Raw genomic sequence first — 26,612 nt, forward strand, 5'->3', positions numbered from 1 at the left:
AATCCTCAAATTCCCATTCACCATGCGCCTTGGTGGCGTTTATTTTTCCCCTTTCCACCCTTTCCTCGCCTACCTTATTCACCTTGGACCCGTTCCGCCTTCTTGCGAACTTCGTCGGTCATCGTCTGCTCGTAGCCCTTCACATCAAGCTTGTTGAATTCCTTCACATATTCATCCCAGACCTTGTTAAAGTCAGCTGGACTGGAGAGGACCAGTTTGGGCACATATTTCTTTTGCAACTCCGTGCGTTTCTGCCCATAGATATGGGCTAGTGAGCCTTGATCAAAAGCAATGCTCCAAGCCGGGTACCATGGACGTTCTTCCGGCGCAGCGAACAGTTGGGAGAACGTCTCCACCTCATACTTCTCCAGAATGAGCTTATCTCCATCTGTATAGGAGAACTGGGCAACTTCGGGTTGTCGTTCTACACCGACAGAATTACCGTCAGGCAGAGTCGAACCATTACCGTAACGCGGCCAGCTGTACTCAAAATATTTGAATCCGAACGATTCGCGAAACTCTTCTGAATCTGTTTTCCGAATCATTTCTGGTGAGCGCCTAAACCGCCCCTTGTCATCCACTTCGTAGGTCTGTCCTTCGATCCCCCAATTGGACAGAATCTGATTCGCATCCGTTAACAGGTTATCGAAAAATTGGATAATACGGACTGGATCTTCCGCGCTTACAGTAATACCAATCCCACGGTTATTTACAAAGCTTGGCGGATCAGTATACTGATCCTTGGTATTTGCGTCGTATACAATAGGAAGTGCCATATAACGCAAATCGTCGTTGCCCGCTTCCTTCAAATGGTTCATTTCCTGCCCTACCTGCCAGGCATAATCAAAGAATCCAAGCACTTTTCCACTGGTCACTTTCGCAAGATACTGGTCATAGTTGTCGACAAAGGAGGACTTATCGAACAGTCCCAATGAATTCATTTCATTAAGCTTCTTCATCCAGCGTTTGGTCTCTTCAGTCAGCCCATAGTCCCTGGCTTCCTGTGTCTGCATATCCACCATGATGGCTCCATCATTCGGATAGCCTGCAAGATGCATGGCCGGGTTGGTAATTGTAAAAAATTTATCATCATACGTCAGTGACAGAAATCCAGTTAATCCTTCATTTTTGTGCTTGTCAGCGTATTGTTTAATCAGATCCATGTATTCATCCAGTGTAGTGATCTTTGGATATCCAGCCTCCTTCAATACACGACGCTGTACCCAGAAGGCTCCTTGATCCACATTCGGATTAGGCAGATAGTCTCCAACCACTGCGCTCATGGGCAAAAAATAAATGTTGCCGTCTTCTTCTTTCATCAGATTATAGTACGGCTCGTACACCCGTTTTATATTTGGGCCATACTGATCGATCAGATCGTTGAGCGGAATAAATGCACCCGCATCCACGATTTTGTCAATAGCCCCATCCGGTACCATCACATCCGGGTACTTGTTGCTCGCAATCATCGTCCCGATTTTGGTATCAATATCCCCAACAAGGTATTCAATTTTGAAATTAACTCCGGTTTGTTCCTCCAGCTTTTTGCCGATTGTAGTTTCGTTTGTGTTGATGTCCTTGCCGGAACCTGCTTTAAAATACGTGAAAGTGACTTTCTCTGTGCTTTCTTTACCGTCTCCCCCTGCTCCCGCTTCCGATTTAATCTCACTTCCTCCCCAGGAACACGCCGTCACCATGGTTAAAGCTAATACTGCCGGCAGCCAGCGCTTCAGCATGTGGTTAACCAATAGGTACGCACCCTCTTTCTCCCCACACTAAATGTAAGCACTTTTATTATAAGGTTGAAGACAAACTTTGTTTACCGGATAAACTATAGTTTTTTGCCTTAGAATGTTTGATGCTTTGCCGGGTTTTGTTATTCTTCTAGCGGTAAACCCATTTCCACACGCGTACCTTCCCTGGGAGCGCTGTCGATTTGAATATGGAATCGGCTATCGTAGACCAGCTTCAGACGATAGATGACATTCTGTACACCTACGCGATCACCCATTGAGTCTTCCGTTTCCACGTAAGAGAGCAGCTGCTTTCTTTTGTCCTCTGTCATACCTGCCCCGGAATCCTCCACCACACAGATCAGTTCTGTACCTATTCGCCGAATACGAAGACGAATCTCTCCACCTTCCTTCAGTGGTTCGATACCATGAATGCTGGCATTTTCAACAAAAGGCAGCAATGTCATCTTGGGAATGGAACATTCCGCAGCCTCTGGGTCCAGATCAATCGTATAATTCAGCTTGTGACCAAAACGATATTGCTGGATTTCAAGAAAGCAGGTTACATACTCCAATTCTTCCCGTATGCTGACTTTATCCTGGTTCCAGGTTAGGGCATTTCGAAAAATTTTAGCCATATGATAAATAATCCGTGCCGTCTCATCCTCATCTTTCATAAGACTGCGCATGCGGATGGTCTCCAGCGCGTTGAACAAGAAGTGTGGATTAATCTGGCTCTGCAATGCATTTAATTGGGCATGCCGCCGCTGTAACTCCAAATTTTTATGTTGAATGTCTGCCACATAGACGTCGTTAATCAAACGATGGATCGTCATCGTCATGCGATTGAATTCGGCTGTCAGCTGCCCTATCTCGTCCGTCGATTCTGGCTGTCTGATCGGTTCAAATCGCTGATGCTTCACTTTTTCCATGTGTTTCAATATTCGTGCCAGCCTCACGTGGATTGTGCGTGTCATCCAGATAATGATCCAGGTCGGCAGAATCAGATTAATACAAGCCAGTACAACGACGAGGTGACTGGATTTGCCCAATTCCTTGTAAATCTCAGATTCATCGAACACCCCGTTGATTTTCCATCCTTCCATTTCACCGGACAAAGAATAGGCCATTTCAAACTCTTTCTTAGTTAGTTGATCCATTACATCGCTATAATTCACGAATTGACTCGTCCATGGGATACCAGAATCCGTCGAGTAATCTATTTGTCCAGCCGGATTAATCAGATAGAGGTTGCCCTGTACGTTAAGGTTGGTGAAAATCTGGCGAATCGTCGACGGCTTCAGATCCAGTCGTACGAACTTTTCCTTCCATCCGGGCAGAGCTTCATAATAATTGAGTTTGCGTAAAATACTGAACGTCTGCCGATTCCCTTCAGGACCGGATCTCATCAGAATGGGTGCGGAGTGTTCACTGTTTGCCAGCATCCTGTATGGCTCGGACTGTCGAACCTCTTCGGTCAGAAACTCAACTCCCCCGGAAGGCAGTACACTTTCGTTATCCACATATATCGTCAATCCTTGGAGGGAGCGGTAGCCAGAGTAATAGGTATTCAAGATTTTGCGAAGATAGGAATCGTAGGCTTCGATATATTGAACCGGATTGGTGTAATCCACATCCAGCATGTTATTTAATATACTGTCCGTATAAAAGCTTGAGGAAAAATCGGCCGCATTGCGAATTTCCCCCATAAATTGACTTCGAATCTGTTCCATTCCTTTGGAGAGGTCAGCCATTCGCTGGGATTTTACGTTCGCTATAGTCACCTGATAGAAAATAACATTAGTCAGGATAACGGGTACGAGTACAAAGAAGAGATATAAGATGAGCATTTTATCGCGTAAGCGGATATTATTAAAAAAGTTGAGCTTCAAAACGTCATCTCCTACCCTTCTTCCAGGATGCGATTTCGATATTCTGTAGGAGAACATGATTCCGTTTTCTCAAATTGAGTCGCGAAATAGTCACTGCTTCCGAACCCAACCCTCTCGGCGATTTCATATACTCGCATATCCGTCTGACGCAGCAGCTTCTTGGCTTCCTCCATCCGAAGCTGAAGCAGGAAGTCGTTGAAATACACCCCATACACCTTCCGGAAGCGTTGCCCCAAATAGACCGGATTCATGTAAAATTCGGAGGCAATACTTCTCAAACTGATATTGCTGCTGTAGTTGGCTTCAATATAATTTTTGATTTTTGTCATGGCACCTCTGTGATTGTACTGACGCTGTTCCGCCAGCTTCCGCGCTGAATCCAGCATGAACACCGTCAACAGCTGCCTGGCCTCAGCCAATGTTCCCCGCTCCGCTTGCCATGCCAGAATTGGTTTGAACGAAGGTATCTCCTTCACATTCGCTTCAGCCGATTTCAGAATCGATAGTACAGCCGAGATCAGTTGGTGGATCGCCGAAGTCACTGCAACAGGAGCGTAATTAGCCGTTCTCATACCGGTGAACCATTCACTCACTGCATGCTCCAACGCCTGAACACGTTGTTCCTCCATAAGTGTCAGGAGCTCCTGTTCCTTTTCATGATTGGTATGTACCCACTGCACAGGCTCATGCTGCATGTCCTCATACAGGACGATCCCGCTCTTTTCTGAAATAAATTTATAGGAAACCGCCTTCAGTGCAGTCTGATAGGCATGTCCAATGAGTAAAGGTTCATAACAAACCTTCCCGATATATATGCTTACAAAGTCGTGGTTCATTTCAGCGAAGCAAGATTGCATTTGCCCGGCAACCGCTTGAAGATTCATTGAATAGGGACGTAGATGTTCCCCAGTTAACAGAACTCCTACACGTTCACCATGCTCTTTTACATGCAAATACAAGCGATTTTCATACATCTTTCCAAGAACAGACTGCACAATCCGGACAAAATTCTCTTCCTTCCCGCCTCCTGGCCCCTCCTCCTCTTCAACCGTATCCGAAACCCGGAGATGTGGCGTGTTATTCTCAAACAGCAGATATGCCAGCGCGTCGCCAGCCCGTGTATCCGTCAGTTCAGTCCACTGTTCAACCGTTTCCGCATCCGATTCGCCATAGATAAACTGATTAAGTAATCTGGCATATTCCTGCTCACGCCTGGTTTGTTCAGCATGTTTGCGCCGATTCAACTCCTCCGCCAGCTTGCGTAAAGTGCCTTCCAGTTCAATCTCATCAATTGGCTTCAAAATATAATCCTGTACCCCGTACCTCACGGCCTGCTGGGCGTAAGCAAAATCATTATATCCGCTCACGATGATAAAATAGGGCAGTTTGCCCTTGGTTAGAACCTGCTCATCACGCTCAACCGTGCGCCGGATTAATTCCAGTCCATCCGTCTCCGGCATGCGTATGTCCGTAATGACAACGTCGGGTTGCAGCTGTTCGATCCGGGTCCAAGCCTCATCCCCATCATTCGCCTCTCCAGCCACTTCGAACCCGCATGCTTCCCAACGAATCAGTTTTCGAAGTCCTTTGCGTGCGTATACTTCATCATCAACCAGCAGTACCCGATGCATGCCCATCACCCTTCCCATTGAATGACAATTGGAGTGTTCTTCTATTCATTAGAAAAGAAAGCGATTACATAATTTTTTGTATGATTCTGCCTTTTATTGTTAAGGTCTGTGTTGCAAAAAGTCAACAGCTTTCCCTTCCAGCTATGCACAACAACTTCTGATATCCGTTATTTCTTAGTATGAATAGCATACCAAAAAAAGCACAGCCCATAGGCTGTGCTGGTTTCAGGACTTTTACCCGTTCACAGGTGCAGTCGTTTGACGGATCACCAGATTGGATGGCTCCGTAATGACTGGTGGAGTATATGCAGGATTCTCAATCATGGCGATCAGATATTCAATTGATTTGATCCCAATAGAATGAATGTTTTGATTGATCGTGGTTAACCCCGGTTTGAACACTTCCGCATAATAAGTGTTATCAAAACCGACAACCGATACATCCTCCGGCACCCGTAAACCATGCTTCTCAATTTCGTGGATTGCACCGAAAGCAGACATGTCTGAAGCACACACAATTCCCGTAGGCTGGTCCTTCAATGCAAGCAATCGGCGAGCTGCCTTACTGCCACCATCGAAAGAATAGTCGCAGACCTCCAGATACACCGTTGAATATGGAATACCGCAGACACGCAATCCTTCCCGATATCCATCCAGTCGAAGGTTGGCTACGGCAGGTCCAAGTGTACCCGAAATATAAGCAATTTTCTGGTGACCCAGTTCATGCAAATGCTTCACACTCATGGCAATGGCATTTGCATTATCCGTCGTTATGTATCCTGCCCGCTTGCCAAACAGGTCGGTATCAATAAACATCGTCGGAATCTCCGCTGTGACCAATTCCTGAATACTCTTATTGTCTCTTCCTTCCCCGAAAACAACAACGCCATCCACATTTCGACTGCGGCAATGTTTGATAAACGAGTACGTCGGATCATCAAAACGTGTAGATAACCGAACAAGATCGTATCCGCTGTTTTCAAGCGCTGTTTTGATGCCTTCAAGCAACTCTGATACAAACGGATTGGTAAAAGGGACCGTCAACAATACACCTACCGTCCAAGAACGGCGTTTTACAAGTCCACGTGCAACCACATTCGGTTGATATTTCAATAGTTCGATGGCTATATTGACTTTTTTGCGAGTTTTGTCACTTACATCGGGATAATCGTTCAGCACTTTGGAAACGGTTGCAACAGATACGCCCGCCTCTTTGGCCACATCATGGATAGAAGCCACCTGATCACCTCAACCTCTTTCGAATCCCCTGTCTCCGGCTGCATTCACTATAACATCGGCAGGTTTGTCTACCCATTATAGCTTAAAACAGCCAGAAACGGTATCACAGCTTCCAGCCAGTGTTACCGGCTATTCTTGATGATCCAATTTCCTTAGATCAAGTGCCAGTTTCTCCATAGTGGTAGCAAAAACCGCAAGCTCTTCTGAACGGGATGCCTGACGCCTTGCCCCTGAAGCAGTGTGCTTCGACTCTTGTTGAACACTGCTCAGCTTTTTCATGATCTGTGCCAGGTTCGACTGGATTTGTCCTTGAGCCTCACGGGAACTAGCCGCAAGTTTGCGAACCTCGCTGGCAACCACCTCGAATCCCCGTCCAAATTCTCCTGCATGCGCAGCCTCAATGGCAGCATTCAAGCCCACGAGATGACTCTGATCCGAGATTTCGCGAATAAGCTCACCCATTTTACCAATCTGATGAATTTCTTTAGTTAGCTCTCCCAGTAGCCCGTTGGCCTGATCCTGGGAGGCTGCTGTTTCCCTGGCGACATCCGAGATGGCCTGAGCATTTTCGTTCAATTCACTGATCATACCCGTCAGCTGCTGGGTAATCTGTGTAATCGCCAGCAAAGTGTGCTGCTGATCTTCAGCCAGTTGATTTAACTTTTCCTTTTCCTTCTTCTCGTAAGCCTCCAATACAAGCTGTGAATCAAGATTGAACATTTTACTTAGTGCCTGAATGACCAAATGCCAGCTCTCAGGGATAACTTGCTGGAATATGCTTGTTGCAATATCGAGGTAAACCATATACGTGCCCAGATAATAATCTTCGGACAAACCAATGCGGGAATGGACTAATCCGATTGCAATGCGCTGTTCAATATATGCATCATCAACCACACCATCGGTCATCGATAACCAGTATTGCTTTTGTGTTTCTTTCAACCGATCAATGGAAGAGAAGCGGGCAATCAGATCGACCAAATTCGGATAATTACCCACATGATTGTAGAAGTGGTCCACCACTTCGTCAACGACTTTCACAAACGCAGGTCGATGATCAGCAAGCAATTGCAGATCTTCGGCGGTCAATCCAATATAATCAAGTTGTTGTTGTCTTGATATAGCAATATTCATAACTAGTTCTGTCAGCTCCTTAATAACCACAAAAAATAATAAATTGTAAATATCTGTATTGATTATAGACTAAACGACCTAATTTTACATATACCATAAGAACTATTTGTCATGAAATTGACCTTCTTTGTCAGTTTATTAGCCTCCAATTGTGCGTTTCCGCATATAAAAAGACCCCTGACCCTGCTGTGAAGGAGCCTCACAACAGACATCAGGAGCCTGATTCGGAATGGTTGTTGCAGATTAGCGATTCAACAGACTGCCCACATAACGGAGCAATTCATTGGCACTGGCTGCGGTGTAGCCATGTTCTTCAATCAACCGTTTAATTACTTCATTCATTCGTTTGAGTTGCGTTGCATCTGGTGTCTTGGTTGAAGTTGTGATCTTAACAATGTCCTTCAGGTCAGTGAACAGTTTCTTCTCAATCGCTTCACGCAGACGATCATGACTGCTGTATTCGAACTTCCGTTCCTTGCGGGAATAAGCCGAGATGCGGATCAATATCTCTTCCCTGAATGCCTTTTTGGCATTTTCGGAAATACCGATCTGCTCCTCAATCGAACGCATTAAGCGCTCATCCGGGTCCATCTCCTCATCCGTCAGTGGATCACGAATTTTAGACCAGTTGCAGAATGCCTCGATATTATCGAGGTAATTTTCGAACAGCGTTCTGGCCGACTCTTCAAACGAGTAGACAAATGCTTTCTGCACTTCTTTCTTCGCCAATTCATCATATTCTTTACGTGCCAGAGCAATAAAGTTCAGATAACGCTCACGTTCATCTTTTGTAATTGAAGCATGCTGATCCAGACCATCCTTGATTGCCCGGAGTATATCCAGCGCGTTAATGCACTGAAGATTTTGCTTAATCAAAGCACTGGATATCCGGTTGATGACATAACGGGGATCAATGCCCGACATGCCTTCATCCAAATATTCATTTTGCATCTCACGCAGATCAGCTTCTTTGTACCCTTCGACTTCCTCGCCGTCATACATCCGCATTTTTTTGACCAGATCCATGCCTTGTTTCTTCGTTTCTTTCAGGCGGGTAAGTATGGAAAAAATGGCTGCAGTCCGCAGGGCATGCGGTGCAATATGGACATGCTTCATGTCACTTTGCTGAATGAGCTTGCTGTATATCTTCTCTTCCTCGGAGACCTTCAAATTGTAGGGAATCGGCATGACGATCATCCGGGATTGTAAAGCTTCATTCTTTTTGTTGGAAATAAACGACTTGTACTCGGATTCATTCGTATGCGCCACAATCATTTCATCCGCACTGATCAAGGCAAAACGGCCTGCTTTGAAGTTACCCTCCTGTGTCAGGGATAACAGGTTCCACAGAAACTTCTCATCACATTTCAGCATCTCCTGAAATTCCATCAATCCACGGTTAGCCTTATTCAATTCTCCGTCAAAACGATAGGCACGCGGATCGGACTCGGAGCCGAATTCGGTAATGGTTGAGAAGTCGATACTACCGGTCAGATCGGCAATATCCTGTGATTTGGGATCAGACGGACTGAATGTTCCGATTCCCACCCGGTTATCCTCGGAAATGATGACCCGTTCCACTCGCACCTTGCTGATATCACCGCCATATTCGGTCCGAAGACGCATCTGGCATGATGGGCAGAGATTGCCCTCAATACGGACACCGATCTCCTTCTCCACTTCGGGACGAAGCTCCAGCGGAATCAGATGCAGGGGCTCTTCATGCATCGGGCATCCGTCAATGGCGTATACGGCGCCCTTTTCTGTCCGGGAAAATTGTTCAAGTCCACGTTTTAGCAGTGTTACCAGCGTTGACTTTCCTCCGCTGACCGGACCCATTAACAGCAGAATCCGTTTGCGTACATCCAGACGGCGTGCTGCCGAGTGAAAATATTCTTCCACCAGTTTTTCAATGGACCGATCCAGTCCAAAAATCTCCTGTTCAAAAAACTTGTATCGTTTGTGCCCCCCCACTTCTTCCACGCCAAACGATTCAATCATCTGGTACACTCGAGCGTGAGCCGTCATTGCCGGAGTCGGGTCCTCTCTCAGCAGTGCAATATAATCTTCAAATGTCCCGTTCCATGATAAACGGTCACTTTCTGCCCGATGTTCCGCAACGCGTTCAAAAATATTCATGCTTGGTACCTCCCATGGCTCCTTTAGTGTGATTGTCAACCATTCCGAATGGTATGAAGAAATCAATAGAATTTATGCTTCTGCTTGAATACCAATCTTGCGGTCCGGATAAGTCCCGCCACCTTCTGTCCAAACATCAGTTATTGTTGTGAAAAGTGTATTACATACCTATGCGGCAAATCGGATAAGTTGACCTCTTTTTTTCAATTTGCGACTCTGAATTTGAGGCTTTCCCTGTTCTATCAGACATCTTATGCACTCAGAAAAAAAAGCATGGATATGATATAATGAAGGTTCTAAATTCACAAAACGGGACAATACATGGCCAGAGAAGAGCCACTTCAGGAAAGGAGCAGAAACGATGGCGGTAAAGTACGAAACGGAGTTATATTCACCTGTAAAGGCTTTTTTCGAACGACGCGGCTACGACGTGAAGGCTGAAGTCAAACATTGTGACCTGGTTGGAGTCAGATCGGATCAGAATGAGCCACTCATTGTGGAGATGAAAAAAACATTCAATCTGTCCCTTTTGCTGCAGGGAATGCAGCGCCTGAAGCTCAGCCCCTTCGTGTATCTTGCTGTTGAGCGGAACCGCAGCAAGCGTGGCGCCGTGAACCAGCGCTGGGGAGAATTGTCCGCACTGTGCAGACAACTTGGACTGGGGCTTATAACTGTCACGTTTTACAAAACCAAATCCCCTCTGATTGACGTGCTGTGCGAACCTGCTGCCCAAGTTCATGATCTGGGTGGAAGCACCGGTGTCCGTAAGGGTGGTATCCGACGGCAACGACTGCTGAAGGAATTCGACGAGCGCAGTGGTGACTACAACACGGGAGGAAGCACACGCAGACAGCTGGTTACCGCATACAGGGAAAAGGCATTACGTGTGGCTTCTGCTCTTCGCGCTCAGGGAGAAGCCTCCCCGGCCTCTCTCGCCAAACAGACAAGCGTGGGGTCCGCTGCGGCCATACTGCAAAAAAATTATTATGGCTGGTTCGAGCGGCTATCCCGTGGACGATATGTGCTGACGATTAAGGGTGTGCAAGCCCTGACCGAGCATGCTCACATGCTTGAGGATAATGATATGATTGAGCGGAGTATAAATGAACTAGAAACGGATTTTTCTCTGGTTCAACAAAACGATAGTGAGCTGGAGCATATTGCGGAAGTAGTGGAGCCCTACCTGATCCACCATAATAGGAATGTCTGAGGAAATGCAGCTTCCGGCAAATGAAGATGCAAAAAAGCCTGTCATCTCCGTGGAGATAACAGGCTTTCTCGTGTTTCTATATATAATTGCAATTAGAAGCTTGCTGCTACTTCAGAAGCCAATTTCAGACCTGCTGCCACGATGTCCTGGGAACGATCAGGTGAAGCATTGTGACCTTCAACGATAACCAGTTCAGGGTTTTGGATACCCCAGAAGTTCAGTACGTTGGTTACATATTTTACGGACATTTCAGCGGATGCCATAGGCTCTACGGAGTAAACTCCGCCACGCGCGTTCAGCAATGCCACTTTTTTGTCGCCTACCAGACCTACAGGGCCTTCAGCAGTGTATTTGAACATTTTACCAGCTTGGCTCAGGTAGGAAATGTAGTTCACCAGTGGTGCTGGAACAGTGAAGTTCCACAGCGGGAACGCAAATACCACTTTGTCTGCTGCCAAAAATTGATCTTGCAATTGTGCAGCCAGTGCAGCCGCTTTTTGCTCTTCTGGTGTTGCTTCGATACCGTTAGCTGCTTTGTAGCCACCAGTAATTACAGTGTTGCCGTAGTATGGAAGATCTGTATTGTAGAGATCCAGTTCGGTAACTGTGTCACCTGGGTGGGATTCTTTGTATGCGCTCAGAAATGCATCGTACAATTGTACGCTGACTGCTTGATCTGCAGGACGGTCGTTTGCTTTGACAAATAAAATGTTAGACATGTTCGTTCCCCCGTTAGTTAAAATATATGAGTGCTTCTCCTGAACTTGCACTGAATGCAGCTTATATAAAGAAAACAACAACTCATTAATACATATTATATATAAAAATGTTAGTGGATGCAATAACGTAATTACTTTGGGGGTAACACATTTGCTTCCAAATTCACTGCCTGGAACTTCTGCTGGCTCAGGTCCCAGGCGCGAATTTGACCATACATTCTATCTTTTCCTATATCCGGTTTAGCTCCGGGCTGTAAACTCTGTGATGGACTCACTAATTAGATTCATGCCAAGCAGCAATTCATCCCGGCCAGGATGGCTGAAGTTCAGTCGGATGTACCGATGATCCTGCTCACCAGTGGAGCACAGAGAGCCTGGAAGAAAGGATACACCTTTTAACAGAGCAGCTTTGAGCAGAGCTCCGCTGTCCAATCCATCCGGCAACTTAACCCACAGATACATCCCCCCTTCAGGAATGCTGTACTGGCTCCCCTTCCAGCCCGGACGCTTCAATAATTCGAGCATAAGCTTGAGTCTGGTCTTGTATTCCCGGTTCAGCATGGACAGATGATCGCTCCATTTAAAAGGAGAATGAGCAAGCAGTTGATACAATAACCGCTGATTCATTGGGCTGGACTGTCCATCTGCTATTCGCTTCACCGAGGCCATAGCCTGGATCAGAGCCGGATGTCCGGCAGCCCAACCTGTACGCAGGGCGGGTGCTACGGTTTTGCTAAACGAACCAATATAGAGAACATGTCCACCCTGATCCGCTGTATCCAGCGCAAAGAGGGAAGGATACTTCCGGTAGAAGTCTCCCGGCTCCAATCCATCGAAATGAAGTTCGCCATAGGAATCATCCTCCACAAGCAGTACGCCATAGCGTGTGCAGAGATCAAGCACAGCCTCACGCCGTTCCATGCTCCACAGCACGCCAGTTGGATTGGAAAAACTGGGTGCAGCAAAAAGCAGCTTCGGTCTCACCTGCTGCATGTGATGCTCCAAAAGGTCAGGCAAAATGCCATCCTCATCACCTGTGACGGGTACGATTTTGGCACCCTGCATCTCCAGAACCTCGAGACAACCCGGAGAGGTAGGATGCTCAACCAGTACGGAATCTCCAGGTTCAAGTAATAAACGCATCACAAGATCGATGGCCTGCTGAGTACCTGTGGTCAATAGAATCTGCTCTGGTACTGTCCGGATGCCCTTACGTGCATTCCAATCGTTGTCCAGCCATTCTCTCAACGGTCTGTACCCTGCCGGCTCGCCATACTGCAACGCGGAGGGTCCGGAACTAAATACAGACACCGCTGCTTCTTCCAGCAGTTTGAATGGAAACAGCTCCTCTGCAGGCAGTTCTTCTGCCAAAGAAATGAAATACTCCCGGCCAGACATCTCACGAATGTCCCTTAGCGGTGATGTCAAAAGCCTGTTTGTACGGGAGGCGAAGAAATATTTCATCGGTCCGTTCCCCTTTCATCCCTAAATCCGAACTGTGCTCGCAGTCCGTAGCCCCTACAACCTATTCCTGTTGGACACTGAATATGACCAAACCGGGCACTTGACGAGTCATCGTACATAGAGATTCATGGAACCATGCTCGTCAGGATACGGTTTTGGTCTGCCTCGCATATAAAGCGTAACGTTCAATCGCCTGTGCCCTGCTGCTTACATCCAGCTTCACGTATATTTTACGCAGGTAATTATCAATCGAACGTCTGCTAACATTAATCTCACTGGCTATTTTATCATAGGTTACGCCCTGAACAATTCTTTCCATAATAAAAGTTTCGGTTTCTGTTAATTCAACAATAAGTTCTTCGGCCGGAGTCTCGACGGGCTGGGCCCACTCCGCACTGGCCAACCAGGATATGGAATGGATACACATCCCTCACGCAGCCCGGAAATCAGATGAATCAGCTGGCTAGGGGAAGCCTGTTTGGATAGCATACCACTAGCACCAAGACTGATCAGATGACGAAATAATTTTACATTATCCTCGTCCGTTAGAATGATGATGTGACTATGTGCCGACAGATTTTTCATCTGGGCAATATACTGATCCGCCTGGCCCTCAGGAAGCCGATAATCCATCAAAATCAGATCGGGCTGGTGAATGTTCACCAGGTCAAGGCCTTCGGACCCGGTCGAAGTCATCCCCCGTACCAACAAATCCTGTTGTTCTTCCAAAATCAATTTCGTACCCAGCATGCTGGTGGGGTGGATATCTACGATGACCACCTGCCATACTTTTTTCATTGTTGTTCCCCCTGTTATGTATTGGACAAATTCCTTTTCTACCATCAGCCATGATGATGACTCTATCCTTGCGACAGTCCGTGTATAGAAGAAGTAAAAGTCGGATTATGTCGAAAAATAGAAAAACACTTGATACAGCTGCAAGAACAGCTCTATTTCTACTGTATTTTGCTGTCGACACATCAGAACTTTTGTCTTCCCGAGCGAAGAAAGATCAAAATATAGTATAAATTTCCTGCATTTCTATCTAAAAAAGTCGAAAAACTTGCCCAAAGTTCCTACTTATTGCATCTATAAGAAATTGTATCCTAGGACTTCCTTCCGATGCAATCTCTTTTTATCCTATTACTCAAAGAATTTCATTTTTGCGTAATCAATAGGGGCGTGATAGAATGAGGACTGGAAAAATTTTTGTACCTATAAATAACCAGGAGTGATGATATGAAACCTTCTGTCCAACCCTCTGACATCCATCACACCCGGAGCGCCAAAGGTAAGGCCGGATCTTCAGTCAAGCTGTTTCTGGTCATGTGGATTGTTCTCATTGCACTTGGAGTACTCGGAACCTACTATTATAGTAACCACCTCCAGCAACAGATGATTAATCAGCTTCAGACCCATAATCAACAGCAGATTGCAGCACTCAAAGCCGACTACGAAAAGCAGCTAACAACGATATCCAAGGAAGTAGCGGACCTGCAGGGCCAGGTGCAGTCCTTTAATGAATTGCTGACTTTCACCAAGGATAATGCAAACGATAAGACCGACAACAGCAACAAATTGTATACGCAGCTGAGCGAAGTCAAAAAACAACTGGAAACACTCCAGAAAAAGATGGACCTGCTCAAATGATTACACCCGTAAAAACGGTTAATCGTTTATTTATGCTTGCACTTGCTCCTTTTGTTGGATTGATATTATGCATGCTGCTGTTTCGTCCTCCGATTGAACCCGGAGACTTCATTGATTCCGGTCTAACTGAAGAGACCGTTACACCCCGGACCCAGGCGGTTAGCCAGGAGCTTGCAGGGGCAAAAGAAGCTGCTGTTCAGACTTCTTCTTCTATTAAAAGAACAACGCAATTGTACAATCAGACGACGAGTACGATGTCTGCGATAGTACAGAAGGCAACAGTTCAAGCCGCTCGCCCGGAAACGATCTATAATCAGCGAATCTCCTCCAAGCTGGGCGTCCCGTTTGAACGGATTGACAGTGATCGGCTTACGATTGAACTGTATAGGGTCAACCCAGGTCCCTATAAGGGCTATGCGATGAAAATTAAGCTCAAAGATCCCACAGCCATGAAGATGGCTCTGGACAGCGAGCCTGGGCGTTCTGAGACAACGATGCAGGCGGTTAAGCGCCATGGTGCCATTGCTGGCATTAATGCAGGCGGATTCGCCGACAGCGGCGGCAAACGCTATCCGCTGAGCACAACCGTTATGGACGGCAAGTATGTGAATGGTTTTCAAGCCAGCTTTAAGGATCTGTTTTTTGTAGGTCTCAATGATACAGGTAAGCTGGTTGGCGGTAAATTTTTCGACAAAAGTTCCCTGGATCGCCTACAACCGCAATTCGGAGCCACATTTGTACCTGTGCTCTTGCAGAATGGACAAAAGATTGCCATTCCGGCCAAATGGAAAGTATCACCCAAGCGGGCTCCACGCACCGTAATCGGAAACTACAAGGACGATCAATTGTTGATTATCGTGGTTGATGGTTACAACGAAGGAGGTAGCTCAGGAGCTACTCTGGAAGAGCTGCAAGGACGAATGTACAAGCTTGGCATCGTGGATGCCTATAATCTGGATGGCGGCGGATCGTCCTCTCTCATCGTGAATAACCGGGTTGTGAATAATCCTTCGGATGGCAGCCTCAGACCGGTACCTACTCACTTTTTATTTTACAAATGATGGTGTGAAGCATTCCTTTTCTTCCTATAATGGTTATAATAGAAGTAAATGAATTGTGCAGGAGGTGCCAAGTGTATGTCATTTTCGCTGACATTTTGGATTATTGCTATCGTATTGACGCTCTTCATTACAGGCATTCTCACTTCATCCTACAACAATGACAAGACCAAGGGCCTTTAAGGGCCAAGCCTCTCCTCGTGAGAGGTTTTTTAATTGGAGACAACCCCAAATTAAATAAAAATAATAATTAAAAAACAATCCAAACAAGAGACAAGGCTTAAAAGAATATGCAATTCTTCTAAGCCTTGTCTCTTGCTGCACAGTCGACGTTTAACACATCATCCATGGAATGAAGAAGGGGCAGCATCGTCAATAGCTAACCGCCTTTTCACTCCGGGTGTGTCCATCCTGATCGGACTGAACCTGGCTGTTTACCGATCCACCCTCCACCAGTGTCACGTAAATGCGCTCATGATCGACAGGCTCTCCGGCAATAATCTTAATTAATTGTTCAGCGGCCAGTGCGCCCCATTTTCGTTTGGAATAATCAATCGTGACCAGTCTTGGCTGCACATATTTGCTAAGTTCAATATTATCAAATCCGATAATATCAATATCCTGACCAATGTTTAACTCACTGTCAGCGAGCCGATCACACATCCCAATGGCCATTTCGTCATTGAGACAAAACACTCCAACCGGTTGAGTGTACTCCTGAATGATACGTTCAGCTGCACGTTCTCCGCCACTCTTCTCGAAATCTCCGGTGATTTCAATCCATTCCACATTCGCTTCCCGCTCCGATACCTGACTCACAGCCTTCAACCGCTGAGCCGAGTCAAATGAACCTTCCGGACCTGTCACGACATAGATCTTCGTATGCCCCTGTTCAATCAAATGCTCCATCGCAAGGGTCGCTCCTGCCTTGTTATCCAGCAAAACCTGATTAATGTTCGGGTGATCCAGCTCCCGGTCAAGAACGACAATCTTGTGCCCTCTGTCTGCATATTGCAACAGTTCCTTGCTCGCAAATGTATGATCCAGAATGACAGCACCATCAATCATCCGCTCTGGAAGCATTCGGTGAGATTGTTTGCCGCTGCACACAATCAGGTCGTAACCTTGCGCGTTACATACAGACTTCATACCACTGAGCAAGTCTCCATATACATCCCCGCTAAAATCCGTCAGAAATACGCCCAAAATTTTGGATTCTCTCTTCTTCAATGTTCTCGCAGCAGCATTGGGAACATAGTTCAGCTCTTTGGCGATAGCCAAAATTTTGGAACGGGTCTCATCTGTCACTTTGTTGCTGCCATTTAGAGCATATGACACGGTAGAGATCGAAACTCCCGCCTGTTTGGCGATATCCTTGATACTGACCACATTCTTCGCTCCCCTGTTATGTTCATCAGGCCCACCGAAATCGGAGGACCTGACATCTTAAATATTTTATAATCGTTAAAATGGACTATTGTTTACAGGATTAACTGTAAATCTCAATCACATTATTCTCGCTCAGGCTCTGTTCAAGAGCCGTGCGTGGAACACGCAGGCCGCCGAGACGATAAGGTTGCTGAAGCCTTGTTGCATCCAGTCCCTTGCCGTTCAGCACAATACGTTGAACAGCCTCTCCGCTGAGATGATAGACGAAGGTTACTTTTTTACCGGCAAATTGGAAATCAAAATGCATACCATCCAAGCTAACAGGCAGCACAGGGTCAAGAATCAGGTCTTCTTCCTCCTGACGAATGCCTAGGGCGTTCGAAATGAGCTGATTCATATAGATTCCCGGTCCACTGGAGTAGATCCTCCAGCCGCCCTTCACCTGTACTTCGCCGGTGCGAAGCTTGTCGAACTGCTCCTGCGCCGCATAACGGTTATTGAATTTACCGTCAGAGCTGCTGAAGTAGGCATTACTTTGGCGTAGATCTGCGTTAGGAACAGCTTCCTGAATACCCACTGGATTGATCATGCCAAGGCCATTCCAGACCTCATCCGGGTTGCCCAGCTTCGCCATGGCTTCAATATAGCGGATGTGAGCATGAACGTATTGCAGGCCCACTTCACGTCCGAAGTTGGATGCCTGCTCTGCACGTTTGAAATGAGTGCTGACGCCGCCATCATACTGTGCTGGACGATTCATCAATCGGACGCCATCGGGGCAGTACAGCTTGTCCTTGATCAGTTCATAATGGGATTGGGCTTGCTCAGGTTCCAGCAACTCCGCAATCATGCTGCGTGTCATAGGCAGCAAACGATACTGAATGCCTGTCTCGCTGTCATCCGGATGAAGCATACGCTTCGCTTGTGCCGGATCTTCCATATATACAAAGCCTGGAATCACATCGGTATCCAGCATGTACTTGCTGAATTCCCTTTTCACACCCGCTGCCATGTCACTTAATTCGGAAGAAAGCTCCGGCTTCACAGGCACAAGTGCTCTGGAAAGCTGCTTCAACGTTTGATAAGTGAGCGCAACCGTCCAGCTGCTGACCATATATTGCTTCAATTGAGCATTGGCAGGCTGTAATGTATCGTCCCAGTCACCATCTCCGTATGAGGAAAGGAATGTATCATGCAGGAAATGGCTGCGGATATACTCCAGTTCTTTCTGGGCATGTTCAAGCACGCTGGCTGTCTGATCCGTAAAGTCAAAACCATGTTTTACCGTATAAGGTACTTCTTCATTCAAAATGGAATAATCTTTGGTGGCAATCAGATAATCACTTAGCACTTTAAGAGGCCAGACAATAATGTCACCATGGCTTTCTTCCTGCTGAACCTTGAAATACCGATCGAACATGAACCATTGCGGCCAGTTGCCATCATCTTCATACTGATGCGAGTACACTGTCTTCAGAATATCACGGACCTGCTCGTACTTTTGTGTAGCCATAAAGTATTCGACCGGCCCTTGGCAGACATCCCGTGTTCCCCAAGCTGCGCCGCCATATTGCTCTAATCCATGTGGAACAGAGTAATGCACCAGCATATTGTGGGTGTACCACCATGCAAGAGCATTAACTTTGAACAACTCGTCTGCTCCTTGCTTTTGAGGCTGGGATAAATGGAACCCGTTCATCACTTCTGCATAGAAGGTCCGATAGGCGGCCACTTCCTCTTCAAATTTGCGTGTCGATGATGCAGTCTGTCCACCTTCCAACAGACCTTGAATGGTCAATGTCCATTCAGCACTGCTGTCCAGCTGTAAAGTTGTCAGTGATGCATCGCCTGCGTTTACTCCACTGGCCAGTTCAGTCTCATCGCCAACCTTCATTTGTGCTCCGTTTACCCGCATGCGGTACTCCAGATTCGGATATACTTCTGCACTGAGGGAACTGCGATCTGCCTTGAAGCTCAGTTCACCATTCTGCTCGGTAACATGAACAGGCAGTTCATATTCATTCACATTCATCGTAATCTGATTAGTAATCAGGTAGCGATAAGCTACTCCTTTTTCCGACTTGACATGAAGATGTACTTCAGGCGTATCTAATGTTGTATAATTCGTGATGATCAGCGTATCCTCAGCTGTTTTGTAATACCAGCGAACATAGTTGAAGCCCATTTCGAACAGAGAAGGCATCGTGAGCAGATGGAATTCCCCCTCAACCTCGACGTAGATCCGTTGACCGGATGATTTCGGGATATTAAGTGCACTACGTGCATTGCTCATCATTTTATTAAAGTTGGTATTACCCACAACCACGTGAGAATTGAAAATACCATACATATAGGAAGACGTAGTGATTACTTTCTGACCCAGCTTCACATTGTTACCACTCATCAGAATATGACCATGCGGACGCTCCACGAGCATTTCCTTTGCCTTGAGCACAATATGCTCATACGTATCTGTAAAGAAAGCCAGCAACTCACCATCCGCACGCTCTTCCTGATGTCTCTTCGCAGCCGGGAAGCGGGAATTCACTTCTTCTTCGGTCATTGATAAGACCTGCAAAGGCTCCCCTATTACCGGATGGAGAGATACTTTTGGAAATACGTTGGATACAGTCTGTCCTGTCTTTACATTCTCTTGACGCTTCGCTTCATACTCATCCCAGGCCTGTTGGACAACATCCTGATATTCAAGCTCCTTCACCGCTTCAGTGTGATTGGCCTGGAAGAGCCCATAGAATACAAAGCGAGCTTCGCCACCCAATACGACTTTTTCGGACTGCAGGGCTGTATACGCAAATTCATACTGATACACTTCATTCGCAAGTGTCGGTTTACCCAAGCTTTCAGGGACATTCGTTTCCTTGTAACTCAGGCCAAAGAACTGAAATCCATCTGTGGAATAACCTACTGCACGGGTTAATGAGCCCTGTTGAAGATAAGGAAAAGCACCGCCCTGTGGCTGATTCTGCCGTGAAGCTACGATATATCCAAGCTTCGCATCCTCAAACACGGTATGGTCAATGTATTGCGACAAGTAAGCTTCATTGCTGCGTACGGCACCTGGATCCGCATTGCCGACATCCTGGCCATAGACCACGTCGACCTCTTCCCCATTACCGTTTACAGTTACATCCCAGAACCATACACCTTGTGCTGTTGGAGCAAAAACAACCTGATAACCTACGCCCTCAGCGGTTCCTGTCCATACCATACGACTGCCGTCGGTGCTCACCTGACTATCCGAGTGAAGGCCAAGCATCGGAACAAAACGGATACCGGATTCACTGTGAAAACGCAAGTACAGATTGTTCATGGAGCCATCCACCGGACTACTCATCCACTGATTAATCATCGTTGTTCCACTTACGGCCTTGAACAAATTACCGCTTTCCCAGAACGTAAAGCACAGCTCACCGGATTGTACGTTGATTTGAGATTTATTCATGGTTTTCATATATCTATTTATATCCTCCTTCATTCATCGATAAGAGCTATATCCAATTACACCAGCTTGAACGTACTCTCCAATGTATCGCGGCTATTTGGCCCTACGAAAATGCGGAAGGTTCCTTTATCACTGCGATGACTCAAATCGGAATGATGATAACGAAGCTGTTCTTCGTTTAATGTAAATGTAGCTGTACCACTTTCACCCGGTGCGAGTGACAGCTTAACATACCCTTTCAGTTCCCGCATTGGACGTACAACTTCACCAGTCACATCACGTACGTACAACTGAATCGTCTCAACACCAGCACGCTCGCCAGCATTGGTTACACGCACTTGGATCGTCAGAGGTTGATCAGCAGTCATTTCAGTGCGTGAAACTTCCAGGTCACCATACTCAAACGAGGTGTATGACAAGCCGTAGCCAAACGGAAGCAGCGGATCATTCGGACTATCAATATATTTGGAAACATAACGCTCTTCCGTCTTTTGCGGATTGAGTGGACGTCCTGTATTAAAATGATTGTAATATACCGGTATCTGACCTACAGATTGCGGGAAGGACATCGTCAGGCGCGCAGATGGATTCACCACACCTGTCAATACATCTGCAATGGCCGCTCCACCCTCACTTCCCGGGAACCACGCTTCAAGCACCGCATCGGATTCTTCGAATACACCATGCAGGTCCAGCGGACGACCGTTGAAAATAACGCTGGCGATTGGTTTACCCGCTGCTTTGAGCTGCTTAACCAATTCCAGTTGAGCTGCTGGCAAACGAATATCTGTACGCGATCCACCTTCACCACTCATTTCGGAATCTTCGCCAAGTGCAAGCACGATCAGATCGGCTTTGCTTGCAGCTTCAAGCGCTTCAGCAATCTGTTCAGCGGTAATGGTGTGAACGTTGCTGCCTTGAGCCATATGAACTTTTCCAGCAGTAAGACGTTCCTTTAGAGCAGTTCCGAGCTTAACGGCATCCGCTTTGACGCCTTCACAGGACCACCATCCGAGAATGTCTTCACTTTGAGCAAAAGGTCCAATTAACGCTACATTGGCTTCCGGCTTCAGCGGAAGAACGTGATTATCGTTTTTCAACAATACAGCCGATTTGGTTGCGAGCTCGTACGATACCTGACGATGTTCCTTGGAGAACACAATCTCGCGCTCACGCTCCGGATCTGCTGCACGAAGTGGATTGTCGAACAAGCCCAGCTTTTCTTTCAGCTGCAGAATACGAAGTACCGCTTCATCAATGAGCGTTTCCTCCACTTCTCCGTTCTTAATCAACTCCGGCAAATGATGAACATAACAAGGTGTCATCATCTCGATGTCCACGCCTGCACGAATGGCGCGATATGCGGCTTCACGGTCATCTTCAGCTGCACCATGAGCAATCATCTCGCGAATGGAAGCCCAATCCGAGATCAATACACCATCAAAGCCCCACTCGTCACGCAAAATGTCTCGCATCAGTTTCTCATTTCCACTGGCTGGAATGCCCTCTACCGTATTGAACGAAGCCATAACCATCTCTACGCCTGCATCCAGTGCCGCCTTGTAAGCCGGTAAATTGTGCTCGCGCAAATGACGCTCAGACATATCGACCGTATTGTAATCACGACCACCTTCTGCTGCCCCGTAGGCTGCAAAGTGTTTTACACAAGCTGCCAAGCGATCCGGCTCATCCTTCAAACTGTCGCCTTGATATCCACGTACAAATGCCGCAGAGAACAGACTGTTCAAATAAGGATCTTCGCCTGTTGACTCCATTACACGACCCCAGCGCGGATCACGAACGAGATCGACCATCGGCGCAAAAGTGACATGTAGTCCAGATACGGCGGATTCGCGTGCTGCAATCTCAGCACTTTTCTCAGCCAATTCGGTGTCCCATGAACACCCAATCGCTAGCGGGATAGGAAAAATGGTTTTAAAACCATGCACAACGTCCGCTATGAACAAAAGCGGAATGCCGAGACGGCTTTTTTTCAGGTAAGCTTGCTGCACATCAATGATGGCCTGTGCACCGGATAATCCCAGAATGGAGCCACTGGCATCCACGGACTGCTCTGTGATTCCCATCTCTTCCATTGGACCTGTGATCTGACCTTCGACATTGGTTCCTTCATAAAAGTTAGCGGTCAGCTGAAGCAGCTGGGCTGTTTTCTCTTCCAGGGTCATCTGTTTTACAAGGTCTAGCAACTGCTCGTTATTCATAGACATTATCCTCCACTGCATGTTGTTGAAAGAAAGAACCCGGCTGCGTTCGGGGAGAGACCGCGCACCGGGTTCGATTGAATGGGACCGACAGAACACACCTGTCATATCCCATCTTGCTAACTACTGAATGATTACTTGAATTCTTTGTTCAGTTCATCCAGATAAGGTTGAACCAGGGACATTTTGCTGTTTACCCATTCTTTCCAGTTCGCTTCCAGATCTCCATTTTTGAGGATCAAGTTGGCATACTCATTCTGGTAGTCGAATGAAGCCTGACTTTTAGCTTTGGAATCGTACAGGTTGACATCCCAGTCGTATGTTGCGAGTGATTGACCTTCTGTACCGAGTTTTGCTTTTTCCTCGAACAGCTTCACAGCTCTTTCACGATAATCCTTTTTGATTGCAGGGTTTACAACACTGAAGTCGTCGCCCAGAAGATAGAGACCTTCGAAACGTGCTGGGTATTTGTCTTCCAGAACAGTTCCTTCTGGCAGCAAGCTAACCAGTTCATTGTTTTCATCATATTTCCAATCTTTTCCTTCAAAGCCCATGTTGATCAGCAGTTGTCCTTCTTTGGTAGTCGAGTAGTCAATCAGATCCATGATCCGTTCGAATTTCTCGTCACTGATGTTCGGATTGAAGATCAATGCAGACCAGAAGTTGGCTTGCTCCATGTTGCGGTATTTCCCATCATCACCCAATACGATTGCTGTGTGTACCAGATCATCACTATCTACACCCAGATTCTTTCTCATATCGGAATCCAGACCTTGTCTGTACGAAGCCAGTCCGCCCAGACTTGTTACTGCAGCTGTACCTGTTACTTTGAAGTTGTTTTGACCTTCATTGTTTTTCCATGTATAGAACTCAGGATTGAGCAAGCCATCTTTGTAAGCTTTTTGCATCAATTTAAGTCCTGTCAGCGTCTCAGGATCTGCTGGTCCCCAGTGGAACTGGCCATCTTCTCCCTTATAGAACGGAGAGTCGGTCATGGCATGTACACTGTTCGGCATAATGATGTTCGTCATGGCATCTGCCGCATTGTAGGACAGAGGTACAAGTTTGTTGCCCACTTTGCCTGGATCTTTTTCTTTCACAAGCTCAGCATATTCATTCAATTCAGTTGTTGTATATGCATCTTTCAGTTCGAAACCAACCGCTTCAGCCCAGTCTTTACGAAGCGCAATGACACCAATTTGGTTCGTCAATGGGTCAGCAGGTTTGTTCTCGAAATAGATTGGTCTTGGCAGGACGTATGTTCCACCTGTCAGTTCTTCCAGCTTGTCTCCAAGACCGGTCAACTTGTAGGCTGCTGCCACGTTAGGCCAGCGTTCTTTCCAGTCGTCCGGGAATTTGTAGAACAGGCCTTGATCAATACTGTTCATGGCATCACCATGCACGTAGTTCCATACGGCTACATCCGGCAAATCGCCAGAGTTGATCCACAGACGAAGCTTCTCGCCCCATGAATCCCAATCGATATAGTTGTAATCCCATGTTACATTGAATTTGTCTGTCCAGAACTTGTGGAAATCATTATCCAAGTTCCCGTTTTTAATTTCTGTCAGGTTAGCTACAGAGATGGTCAGGTTGTCTTTGTAATTTCCCTCTGCATCTTTTTCGTTACCACCTGAAGCTCCTTGGCTGGAACAAGCGGTCACCATCAGCATAACTACACTAAGCGTGATGGCAAAGAGAGCTCTTACTGACAACTTTTTGTTCGTTTTCATGTTTTACCCCCATGTTTTTAGTAGAATTTTAATGCAAAAATCCTATACGTATAATCAGGTCTTGATAGCCCCTGTTAATACCCCTTTGGCAAAGTGTTTTTGCAGCATTGGGAAGAAACACATAATTGGTACCATAGTGACAAATACGGCCGCCATCTTCATACCCATTGAGAAATTGCTTGCTTGGGCAGCATCCACACTGGATGCATTGGATGCGTTCGTCTGGGATGTGACGATAATGTTTCTGAGTACATTCTGGAGCGGCAACTGATCCGCTTTTCGCAGGAATATCATCGCATCATACCAACTGTTCCAGTACGCCACACCGTAGAACAACGTGATGGTAGCCATAATTGGTGTAGCTAGTGGCAGAACTACCGAGAACAGAATTCTCCACTCCCCTGCTCCATCCAGTCTCGCCGACTCCATCAGCGATTCAGGCAAGGTATAGAAGTAGTTCATCATCAGAATCATGTTGAATGCACTAAAGCTTCCCGCCAGGATAACGGACCACAGCGTACCTGTAAGGTGAAGTGATTTCATGATCAGGTACAGCGGTACAATACCACCATTGAAGATCATGGTGAACAGTACCAGGAAAAAGAGAAATTTCTTGAACGGAAATTTGTTGCGACTAAGACCATATGCCATGCTTGTTGTCAGGAACAAGCTGAGTGGCAAGCCGATGACTAGCAAAATAATGGTATTTTTGTACCCCGACAGAATCGTTCCGTCAGCGAACAACGCCTTATAGGAATCCAATGTCCATTCTTTAGGGAACATCAAAAATGGATTGTCTGCATATTCTTTTTGTGTTGCGAACGAGATCATGATGACATTCCAGAACGGAATCAGAATCATCAGGGCAAGCACAAGTAAAATGGCGAAAATAATGTAATCGAGAAATGTCATTTTTTCTGTACCAATTCTCGGTTTTTTGTTAGCTCTCTTGCTCATTTCATTTTTCCTCCTCTCTTATCGGAACAAACCGTCTCCGCCAAGCCACTTGGCAAATCTGTCTGCGAGAAGCAGCAAGACCATATTCACGAGGGAACGGAACAAGCTGACCGCCGTCGAGAATGAGAAGTCCGTTGAAGACTGGAACGTAATCCGATAGATGTATACATCCAATACTTCCGATACATTTTTGGTTGCGGCATTCGCCAAGTTGAAGATCTGGTCGAAACCGGATGACATCAAGCCACCAACCGACAGAATGAACATGACAGTAATTGTCGGAAGAATGTTTGGCAATGTAATCTTGAACATCTGCTGCATACGGGAAGCGCCGTCAATCTGTGCCGATTCATACTGATCCTGATCAATACCGGAAATGGCAGCCAGGAAGATAATCGCACCCCATCCGCTTGATTTCCAAATATCCGTCAACAGCAGCATCGGTACAAAGTTGGACTCGGAACCCAAGAAGTTAATGGTTGGCAATCCAAGCAAACCAAGTGCGCTGTTTACCAGTCCGTCATAAGCCAGGACGTTGATGACTACCCCGGATACGATGATCCATGAAAGGAAGTGAGGGAACGTAAGAACCGTCTGGAACCACTTTTTCCCTCTGCGCATCCGCAACTCATTCAGCAACAGGGCCAGAATGATTGGGAACGGGAACTGAATAATCAGTTTCAGAATGTTGATGTACAGCGTCCGCCATACTGCGTCAATAAAGGTTGGGTCCCGGAAAACGTATGTGAAATTCTCAAATCCGCTCCATGGGCTTCCCCAAATCCCCAGATTCGCCTTGTAGTCTTTAAAGGCAAGAGACAGGCCACCCATTGGCATGTAGGCAAACAGGATCAGCCAGACGAGTCCTGGAATAAGCAGGGTGTACGTCATTCTGTGCTTCCAGATTTCACTCCAAAGCGAATTGCCTTTCAAGTTTCCCTTCAGCTTTTTGCTAGGTCCTTCGGCTGCAGGTTTCAAA

At 46.6% G+C, this 26,612-nt stretch carries 17 protein-coding genes and 1 pseudogene; 3 read left to right on the plus strand and 15 right to left on the minus strand.

Going from position 1 to position 26,612, the window contains the following annotated elements; all coding sequences use genetic code 11:
• Positions 1-74: 74 nt before the first annotated feature.
• From QP794_RS02100 to QP794_RS02125, 6 genes are all read right to left on the minus strand, one after another.
• Positions 75-1,736, minus strand: coding sequence for an ABC transporter substrate-binding protein (locus QP794_RS02100; RefSeq protein ID WP_285074707.1), 1,662 nt, complete (start codon positions 1,734-1,736; stop codon positions 75-77).
• 140 nt (positions 1,737-1,876) lie between these two features.
• Positions 1,877-3,625, minus strand: a complete 1,749-nt coding sequence (locus tag QP794_RS02105; RefSeq protein WP_350338836.1) for a sensor histidine kinase — start codon at positions 3,623-3,625, stop codon at positions 1,877-1,879.
• An 11-nt stretch (positions 3,626-3,636) separates the two neighbouring features.
• Entirely contained in the window at positions 3,637-5,274 is a 1,638-nt protein-coding gene (locus tag QP794_RS02110; protein ID WP_285074708.1) for a response regulator, read from the minus strand.
• A 216-nt stretch (positions 5,275-5,490) separates the two neighbouring features.
• Complete coding sequence (locus QP794_RS02115) at positions 5,491-6,495, minus strand: LacI family DNA-binding transcriptional regulator (RefSeq protein ID WP_024629063.1); 1,005 nt, start codon at positions 6,493-6,495, stop codon at positions 5,491-5,493.
• Positions 6,496-6,624: 129 nt separating this feature from the next.
• The gene (locus QP794_RS02120) at positions 6,625-7,629 is read right to left on the minus strand and encodes a globin-coupled sensor protein (protein ID WP_029880736.1); all 1,005 of its coding nucleotides are present in this window, start codon (positions 7,627-7,629) and stop codon (positions 6,625-6,627) included.
• 243 nt (positions 7,630-7,872) lie between these two features.
• The gene (locus QP794_RS02125; RefSeq protein WP_024629061.1) at positions 7,873-9,768 is read right to left on the minus strand and encodes a PrkA family serine protein kinase; all 1,896 of its coding nucleotides are present in this window, start codon (positions 9,766-9,768) and stop codon (positions 7,873-7,875) included.
• Between the two features lie 361 nt (positions 9,769-10,129).
• Between QP794_RS02125 and QP794_RS02130 the strand changes: the two genes are divergently transcribed.
• Positions 10,130-10,978: a DUF2161 domain-containing phosphodiesterase gene (locus QP794_RS02130; RefSeq protein WP_285074709.1), complete on the plus strand. Its 849-nt coding sequence runs from the start codon at positions 10,130-10,132 to the stop codon at positions 10,976-10,978.
• 92 nt (positions 10,979-11,070) lie between these two features.
• Here the strand turns inward: QP794_RS02130 and QP794_RS02135 are convergent, their stop codons facing one another.
• The 3 genes and pseudogenes from QP794_RS02135 to QP794_RS02150 form a co-directional block, all read right to left on the minus strand.
• A complete protein-coding gene (locus QP794_RS02135; RefSeq protein ID WP_024629059.1) occupies positions 11,071-11,697 on the minus strand; it encodes an FMN-dependent NADH-azoreductase in 627 nt (208 codons plus the stop codon).
• Between the two features lie 240 nt (positions 11,698-11,937).
• Positions 11,938-13,161: an aminotransferase-like domain-containing protein gene (locus QP794_RS02140; RefSeq protein ID WP_079346031.1), complete on the minus strand. Its 1,224-nt coding sequence runs from the start codon at positions 13,159-13,161 to the stop codon at positions 11,938-11,940.
• Between the two features lie 142 nt (positions 13,162-13,303).
• Positions 13,304-13,959: pseudogene (locus QP794_RS02150) on the minus strand (response regulator transcription factor).
• Between the two features lie 441 nt (positions 13,960-14,400).
• Between QP794_RS02150 and QP794_RS02155 the strand changes: the two are divergent.
• Both QP794_RS02155 and QP794_RS02160 read left to right on the plus strand, forming a co-directional pair.
• On the plus strand, positions 14,401-14,811 hold the full coding sequence (locus tag QP794_RS02155; RefSeq protein WP_063564256.1) for a hypothetical protein: 411 nt from the start codon (positions 14,401-14,403) through the stop codon (positions 14,809-14,811).
• On the plus strand, positions 14,808-15,872 hold the full coding sequence (locus QP794_RS02160) for a phosphodiester glycosidase family protein (protein ID WP_285074712.1): 1,065 nt from the start codon (positions 14,808-14,810) through the stop codon (positions 15,870-15,872). Before QP794_RS02155 ends, QP794_RS02160 begins: the two co-directional genes overlap by 4 nt.
• A 369-nt stretch (positions 15,873-16,241) precedes the next feature.
• Here the strand turns inward: QP794_RS02160 and QP794_RS02165 are convergent, their stop codons facing one another.
• The 6 genes from QP794_RS02165 to QP794_RS02190 all read right to left on the minus strand — a co-directional run bounded on the left by QP794_RS02165 (position 16,242) and on the right by QP794_RS02190 (position 26,611).
• Positions 16,242-17,258, minus strand: coding sequence for a LacI family DNA-binding transcriptional regulator (locus QP794_RS02165; RefSeq protein ID WP_079346037.1), 1,017 nt, complete (start codon positions 17,256-17,258; stop codon positions 16,242-16,244).
• Positions 17,259-17,358: 100 nt separating this feature from the next.
• Positions 17,359-20,730, minus strand: coding sequence for a GH36-type glycosyl hydrolase domain-containing protein (locus tag QP794_RS02170; RefSeq protein WP_285074713.1), 3,372 nt, complete (start codon positions 20,728-20,730; stop codon positions 17,359-17,361).
• A 47-nt stretch (positions 20,731-20,777) separates the two neighbouring features.
• Positions 20,778-22,943: a beta-glucosidase BglX gene (gene bglX, locus QP794_RS02175; protein WP_285074714.1), complete on the minus strand. Its 2,166-nt coding sequence runs from the start codon at positions 22,941-22,943 to the stop codon at positions 20,778-20,780.
• A 134-nt stretch (positions 22,944-23,077) separates the two neighbouring features.
• The gene (locus tag QP794_RS02180) at positions 23,078-24,676 is read right to left on the minus strand and encodes a type 2 periplasmic-binding domain-containing protein (RefSeq protein WP_024629051.1); all 1,599 of its coding nucleotides are present in this window, start codon (positions 24,674-24,676) and stop codon (positions 23,078-23,080) included.
• Positions 24,677-24,730: 54 nt separating this feature from the next.
• Positions 24,731-25,633 carry a carbohydrate ABC transporter permease gene (locus tag QP794_RS02185; RefSeq protein ID WP_024629050.1) on the minus strand — a complete coding sequence of 301 codons (903 nt, stop codon included), beginning with the start codon at positions 25,631-25,633 and terminating at the stop codon, positions 24,731-24,733.
• A gap of 18 nt (positions 25,634-25,651) precedes the next feature.
• On the minus strand, positions 25,652-26,611 hold the full coding sequence (locus tag QP794_RS02190; protein WP_024629049.1) for an ABC transporter permease: 960 nt from the start codon (positions 26,609-26,611) through the stop codon (positions 25,652-25,654).
• Between the last annotated feature and the right edge of the window lies 1 nt (position 26,612).

The sequence above is a fragment of the Paenibacillus sp. UMB7766-LJ446 genome (genome assembly GCF_030226665.1).
Classification (GTDB): Bacteria; Bacillota; Bacilli; order Paenibacillales; family Paenibacillaceae; genus Paenibacillus; species Paenibacillus vandeheii.